Here is a 6,470-nt window from a genome sequence, read left to right on the forward strand (position 1 = left end):
GGCCTGGATGCGGATCGCGTGCAGCTCGGCGGTGCGTGCGGCCAGTCCTGCGGTTTCCTGCCGTTGTGGGACAGGGGCGGTGATCGTCGCCATGTCGGTTCCCTCCTGGGGCGAGGCCGAGAAGGTCCCGCCCCGGATCCGTAACAGGGATGCTAACAAACCGCGCGTGCGGTTTGTATGCGTGAAGCGTGTTTTCTTCGTCCGGTGTGCTCTCAGTGCCAGCTGCCGGGCGCCTCGTAGTCCGTCCGCCGTTCCCACCAGCCGGAAGCGGTCCGTGGCCGGACTTCTTCCCTCGCGCCGGCCTTGCGGGGCAGTGACAGCAACACGGCGGTGAGCGCGGCGAGTTCCTCGTCGCTGGCCCGCCCCCTTTCCACCCGGAGAACAGGCCCCCCGGCGTCGTTCGTCAGATGACCGTCCATCGGCATGCGGCGACCCCCTCGGTGTCGTGATGTGGTCCACCGGACACCGTCGAACGAGCCGCTCAAGAATCGCTATGGGCCCACTGGAGGTCCGGTCGGGGCGGGACGGCCCTACTCCCGGGCCGGGGCGGGCCGTGCGGTGGGCCGAGGCCGTCCCGGAGGCCGGTTGGGAGGTCAACTCCCAGGTGGATTCGGGTCGGTGGGCCGAACGGGGTCGCTGGAGGGGTACCGAAGGAACGGTCGCTTCCAGTTCTTGTACGACTTGAGGACGGCTGGTGATGGAAATGAAACCGGGTGGTCTGTATCTTTACGTGGACCGGGGGAGCTCCTCCCCTCGCATTCAGGCAACTCACACCAGGAGGAACCATGTCTGCGAGCACGATCCGCATTGCCCGCCGCCGCGTCCTGGAGCGTCATCACGGGATTCCCGGGCAAAGGACGGAGAGCGTTCAGCGGTTTCAGGGGCTGACCACAACCGTTCCGAAGGAACTCGTCCACCGTGCCGGCGTCGCCGAGGTGATGCTGACCGGCTGGCACCGGACGGGCGAGGAGGATCGTTTCTCCCTGACCGGGCAGTGGCCGCGCAGCCACAGCTTCTTCACCGGTGTCCAGGGTTGCCACGACCCCCTCCTGGCCGCCGAGACGGTGCGGCAGGCGGGCATCCTCCTGGCCCACACCGAGTACGGCGTCCCGCTCGGTCACCACTTCCTGGTGCACGACCTGCAGGTCTCCGTCCGTCCCGAGCACATGCGGGTCGGCCTCGCGCCGGCCTCGCTGCGACTGGACGTCAGATGCTCCGAGGTGAGGCGCCGCGGACGCACCCTGACGGGGCTCCGCATCCACGTGGAGATCCGCCGCGACGGCCACGTCGTCGCCACCGGCGGAGGCTCGCTGAGCTGTGTGGCCCCCCTCGTCTACCGGCGCCTGCGCGCCCATCACCTTCCCGACGACGGTCCGTCGAAGGTGATCCGGCTGACCGCGCCCGTCCCGCCGCAGGCCGTCGGGCGGGTCTCCCCCACCGACGTGGTCCTCTCCCCTCTCGGGGCCGACGACCGCTGGCAGCTGCGGCTGGACACCAATCACCCGGTGCTGTTCGAGCACGCCAACGACCACGTGCCCGGCATGGTGCTGATGGAGGCCGCCCGGCAGGCGGCCACCGCGTACCTCGGCCGGGACGGTCTGCCGCTCGAGGTCGCGTGCGACTTCGACCGGTACGCCGAGCTGGACACGCCGTGCATCATCCAGGCCGCCCCGGAGCCCGCAGGGCCGGGTGGGCAGGCCGTGCGGGTCACCGGCACGCAGAACGGTGAGCGGGTGTTCTCCTCGACGGTCACGCTGGCACAGCCCTTCCCGGGGCAGCACACCGCGCTCTAGGCGGGGCACCACGCCGCGCTCCCGGCGCGGCGATCAGGGGCAGCGATCAGGCGCACCGCCCCTCACAGACTTCGCCGGACCGGCACGTGACGGCAAAAGGGCCCGCCCCGGGGGGAGGACCCTTTGGCCTTGCGCCGGCCGGCCCCGTGCCGACGCCCCACCGGGCGTCGGCACGACCGCGTTCGCGGCGGGGCCGGGAGGTTCCGTTCAGACGCCGTTGACGTTGTTGCCGACGTTGGCGTTGTTGTTCACGTTGTTGTTCAGGTTGTTGTTGTTGTTCACGACGTTGTTGTCGTTCACGTTGTTGTTGTTCAGGTTCGACGTCATCCGGTTCCCCTGTCGTGAGAGCGGTTTCCTGTGTCGTGCGGGAGGGCGGACCGGGCTTCCGGGGACTTCCCTCCGGATGTCCGGTCCGCACTCGTGAAATTAGCCAGGGATCCTCGAGTATCCGTCGAGTACTCCTCGTGCGGCGGTGGACCGGTGCCGCTCCTACGCGGCGTCCGGGGCCGGGGCGAAGGCGGCGAGGTGGTCGTGCGCCCAGTCCCGGAACGTCCGGGCGTCGCGGCCCGTCACCGCGCGCACGGTGTCCTCCACCCGTGCCTTCGCGCCGTCCCGCGCCCGGTCGGCGCTCGCCAGCAGTGCCTCGGCGACCGGGGCCGGATGGCGCCGGAGCAACGCCGTCCGCGCCTGGTCCCGGCCCAGTTCCTCGAAGCGCAGTGACCGGCCGAGCAGGTCGCCCAGGATCCGGGTCTGCTCGAAGGCGCTGATCGCCTGCGGCCCCGTCAGGGTGTAGGAGTTCCCTTCGTGCCCCTCCTCGGTGAGGGCCCGGACGGCCACCTCCGCGACGTCCCCGGGGTCCACGCAGGAGGTGACCGCGGTCCCGTGGAGCGCGCGCACCACCTGCTCGGCGCGCACCGATCCCGCCCAGCCGAGGGCGTTGGACATGAACGCGCGCGGACGCAGCAGCGTCCAGCCGAGCCCGGAGCCCCGCAGGGCCTCCTCGCAGGAGCGCTGCCACCGGGTGACGAGGTCCTGCGCGCCGTGGTCGAGGACGGCGGCCGCCGACAGCTTCACCACCTGCCGTACCCCCGCCTCGCCGGCGGCCCGCAGGAAGCGGACGTCGTCGTCGCCGTCGACGGCGTTGGTCACGAGGAAGGCCCGCCGCACTCCCCGCAGGGCGGCGGCAAGGGACCGCGGGTCGCGGTGGTCGCCCCGCACGGCCTCCACCGCGTGCCCCGCGGCGGTCACCCGTGCGGGATCCCTCGACATGGCGCGGACCTCCGCCCCGGGCGGAAGCCGTCTCAGCACCTCGGATCCGACCGTGCCGCTGGCACCGGTCACCAGGATCATCCGTTCTCCCTCCCGGCGTCCGGCCGGCCCGCACGGCCCCTGCCCGAAGATTTTCGGGGCAACGGCAGAGCGCCCGGCCGACCGCGAACTGTAAGATACAAACTGGACGGTTTTTTTAGTGTTGGCCCGGACCGACGGGCGGAAGGCGGGCCCACGTGGTCATGCAGGACCGAGCGATTCGTACGCGGAAGGTGATCCTCGAGTCGGCGGCGCGAGTCTTCGAGGAACGCGGCTACAAGGCCGCGACCATCAACGAGATCCTCACGGCGGCCGGTGTCACCAAGGGGGCGCTGTACTTCCACTTCCCCTCCAAGGAGGCTTTGGCCGACGGGATCATGCACGCGCAGAACCAGTGGCGTGCCGTTCCCGAGCGCGCCTGCCGCGTCCAGCAGCTCGTCGACACCATCGCCGTGCACGCCTACCGGCTGCAGAGCGACCCGATGGTGCGGGCAGGTGTGCGCCTGACGCTCGACCAGCAGGCCGGCGGGCTCGACCGCAGCGGTCCCTTCGACCACTGGCGGCTGGTGGGCACCGAGTTGCTGGAGAAGGCCGGCGCGCAGAACGAGCTGCTGCCGCACGTCGACTTCGCCGAGACCACCGACGTCCTGGTCGGCAGCTTCGCCGGGATCCAGGCCATGTCGCAGGCGCTCAGCGACTACCAGGACCTGCCGCGCCGGGTCAGTTCGCTGATCCGTCACATCCTGCCGGGCGTCGTGGTGCCCTCCGTCCTGGCGGCCGTCGACCTGTCGGAGGGGCGGGGGGAGGCCGTGCACGAGGAGCTGCTGGAGGATCCGCTGGACCACCTGTGACGGCCGCGGCCGTTCACGCCGCCACCCCTTCCCCGAGGCCGGCCAGGTCGACCGCGGTCGGACCGCTGTCGCCGTCGTCGGGCGCGGCCCAGGCGATGTAGCCGTCGGGGCGCACCAGCAGCGCCGCACACGCAACGCCGGGGACGGCCGCGGCGCGTACCACGCTCACCACTTCCCGCCACCGAGGGGGCAGCGTCACGTCCCGGTGCCCGCCGTCGCCCAGGAGGAGCAGCAGGGGCCTGCCCGCGCGGAGCAGGGTGATCACGTCGGTGGGGCCTTCGGGGGTGCTGAGGGCGGCGTTGTAGAGGAAGGTCCCTGCCCAGGTGGACGCCGTCGCCGGGTGCGACGGGAGCCGGGTGTCCTGGGCGCTCACCCGGGCCGCCAGGGCGGCGCCCTCGCCGGCCGTGCCGTCCAGCAGCAGGTCGGCGAAGAGTGCGCGCACCGGGTCGAGTCCGGTGTCGGGGCGCATCAGGGCGAGTTGGGCGCGGGTGTTGTCGATGACCTGCTGGGCGGCGGGTCTGCGTTCGCGTTCGTAGGTGTCGAGCAGTCCTTCGCCGGCCGGGCCGCGGACCGCGTAGGCCAGTTTCCAGCCGAGGTTGACGGCGTCGAGCAGTCCGGTGCTGAGTCCTTGTCCGCCGATGGGGAAGTGCAGGTGGGCGGCGTCCCCGGCGAGGAGGATCCGGCCGGAGCGGTAGGAGCGGGCGAGGAGCGAGAAGTCACTGAACCGGCTGAGCCAGCGGGGCTGTTCCATCGGGACGTCCTCGCCGAGGATCCAGGACACCTCCTGGCCGAGTTCCTCCAGGGTGGGTGTCTCGTGCCGCGCGGGGTGGGCGCCCGAGCAGTTGAGCGTCCGCAGGCGTGTCCTGCCGCCGGCCACGTGTTTGACGACGATCCATCCCCGGCCGGTCCGGTGCCAGCCGGGCCGCAGGGCGGAGTGGTGGGGCAAGGTGACGTCCCCGGCCAGCGCGGACACCGTCGCCGGGCTGGTGTCGGCCTCGATGCCGGCGAGCCGGCGCACGCTGCTGCGGGCGCCGTCCGCTCCCACGACGTACTCGGCGGAGCAGGTGAGCGGGCCGTCGGGTCCCTCGGTGGTCAGGTGCACGCCCTCGCCGGTCTGCCGCAGGCCGGTGACCCGGTGCCCGCGCAGGATGCGGGCCCCGGCGGCCTCGGCCCGCCGTTCGAGGTGGCGCTCGATCTCGTCCTGGGCGCATTTGAGGATCGGCTCGGGTTCGCTGGCCGGGGCGGAGACGGTGAGGCCGGGGATGCCGGCGAAGTGGAACGGCATGGTGACCGTGCCGCGGCTGTCGGCGCGGGCGCCGGTGACCAGCCCGTCGAGGTGGCCGCGCCGTACGAGGCTCTGCACCGCCCGGGCGTGCAGCGTCGTCGCCTTCGGCCGTCCGGAGACCGTCGTGCGGCGTTCCACGACGACCGTGCCGACTCCCTCACGCGCCAGTTCGCAGGCGAGCAGCAGACCCACCGGTCCCCCACCCACCACGGCAACCTGCCCCCGTACGTCCCGCGGCATCGACCCGGCCCCCCTGGCCTCGCGGCCGGTGGGCAAGCCCCGGCGCGCACTCGTATGACGTTGTCCCCGGGCGGAAAATATACCGGTTGGACGGTTGGTTGGAAGTGGTCCGGCGTTCTGCTTCCCGCCTGTTCACGCGGCGGTTCCCCGCGCATCCGGCAGATAGCTGCCCGATGCAAATAACAGCAAGACAAGCGTGCGAAGTCACCCGTCAGGGTGGCGGTCGGAGCCCGGGTGCCGTGCGGGAACCGTTCCGGTACGGGGTGGTCCGAGTCGGACCGTGACGGACCGAAACGGAACCCGCAGGGGCAGGCGGATGGTGTGTGAGGGGAGCTTTTTGCTGTTATCGAGATCAAGGGTGGGTTCTGGAGCTGTCCTCGCTCCGCGCGGGGACCGTGACGCCAAGCTGCCAGGCGCGATGATGCCGCAGGTCAACGCGTGACAGGGCCGGTGCCCGCGGACAAGCTGGATCCGACGGAAAGAAACCCGGCCCGATCCCGGGCCGGCCAACGGTCACCACCCAAAGGAGCGTGTCATGCGTCGTCGTGTCGTCCGGGTCGCGGTTCTGTTCCTGATGCTCTTCGGCACCGGCCTCGGCGGCACCGCCCAGGCACTGGCGGCCGCACCGGCCACGACCGGCGAGGCGGGCGTGCTGGACGACGGCTTCGGCTGGTAGCCCCGGGACGGTCTCGTCCCGCCCCCCGCCCGGCCGAAAGGCAACCCATGTACCTGTACACCCTCACGATGACCGGCCCCGAACTGGATCCCGGCGAGACCGCGGGGATCGTCCACCGCATCCGCGCCCGGGCCGAGGACGTCGCCGGCGTCGAGCACCTGCGCGTGCACAGCGGGCCCGGGGAGATCGCACTGGCGGTCTTCCTGCTCGCCGACGACGCGCCGCACGCCCGGAGGACCGTCCGCGAACTGTGCCGCCGTGTCCTCGACGGCACCGGCGCGCCCGCCCGCTGGTTCCTCTCCTCCCCGCCCGTCGCC

Annotated in this window: 7 protein-coding genes; 4 read left to right on the top strand and 3 right to left on the bottom strand. The window is 71.8% G+C overall.

The features are described 5' to 3' along the window. Window positions 1-212: 212 nt before the first annotated feature. Window positions 213-425, bottom strand: coding sequence for an acyl-CoA carboxylase subunit epsilon (locus tag HW445_RS14905; protein WP_257231076.1), 213 nt, complete (start codon window positions 423-425; stop codon window positions 213-215). A gap of 360 nt (window positions 426-785) precedes the next feature. On the opposite strand from HW445_RS14905, the gene HW445_RS14910 reads away from it, so the two are divergent. Continuing rightward, complete coding sequence (locus HW445_RS14910) at window positions 786-1,793, top strand: ScbA/BarX family gamma-butyrolactone biosynthesis protein (RefSeq protein ID WP_180221501.1); 1,008 nt, start codon at window positions 786-788, stop codon at window positions 1,791-1,793. A gap of 489 nt (window positions 1,794-2,282) precedes the next feature. Here HW445_RS14910 and HW445_RS14915 read toward each other — a convergent pair whose 3' ends face one another. Further along, window positions 2,283-3,143 carry an NAD(P)H-binding protein gene (locus HW445_RS14915; RefSeq protein WP_180221502.1) on the bottom strand — a complete coding sequence of 287 codons (861 nt, stop codon included), beginning with the start codon at window positions 3,141-3,143 and terminating at the stop codon, window positions 2,283-2,285. Window positions 3,144-3,298: 155 nt separating this feature from the next. Here HW445_RS14915 and HW445_RS14920 point away from each other — a divergent pair, with 155 nt between their 5' ends. Continuing rightward, entirely contained in the window at window positions 3,299-3,952 is a 654-nt protein-coding gene (locus HW445_RS14920; RefSeq protein ID WP_180221503.1) for a ScbR family autoregulator-binding transcription factor, read from the top strand. 13 nt (window positions 3,953-3,965) lie between these two features. Here the strand turns inward: HW445_RS14920 and HW445_RS14925 are convergent, their stop codons facing one another. After that, window positions 3,966-5,444, bottom strand: a complete 1,479-nt coding sequence (locus HW445_RS14925) for an FAD-dependent monooxygenase (protein WP_308799163.1) — start codon at window positions 5,442-5,444, stop codon at window positions 3,966-3,968. 568 nt (window positions 5,445-6,012) lie between these two features. On the opposite strand from HW445_RS14925, the gene HW445_RS14930 reads away from it, so the two are divergent. Further along, window positions 6,013-6,153: a hypothetical protein gene (locus HW445_RS14930; protein ID WP_180221505.1), complete on the top strand. Its 141-nt coding sequence runs from the start codon at window positions 6,013-6,015 to the stop codon at window positions 6,151-6,153. 47 nt (window positions 6,154-6,200) lie between these two features. Then, on the top strand, window positions 6,201-6,470 hold a 270-nt coding region (locus HW445_RS14935; protein WP_180221506.1), incomplete at its 3' end, for a hypothetical protein.

Source organism: Streptomyces sp. UH6, assembly GCF_013421635.1.
Classification (GTDB): Bacteria; Actinomycetota; Actinomycetes; order Streptomycetales; family Streptomycetaceae; genus Streptomyces; species Streptomyces abyssomicinicus.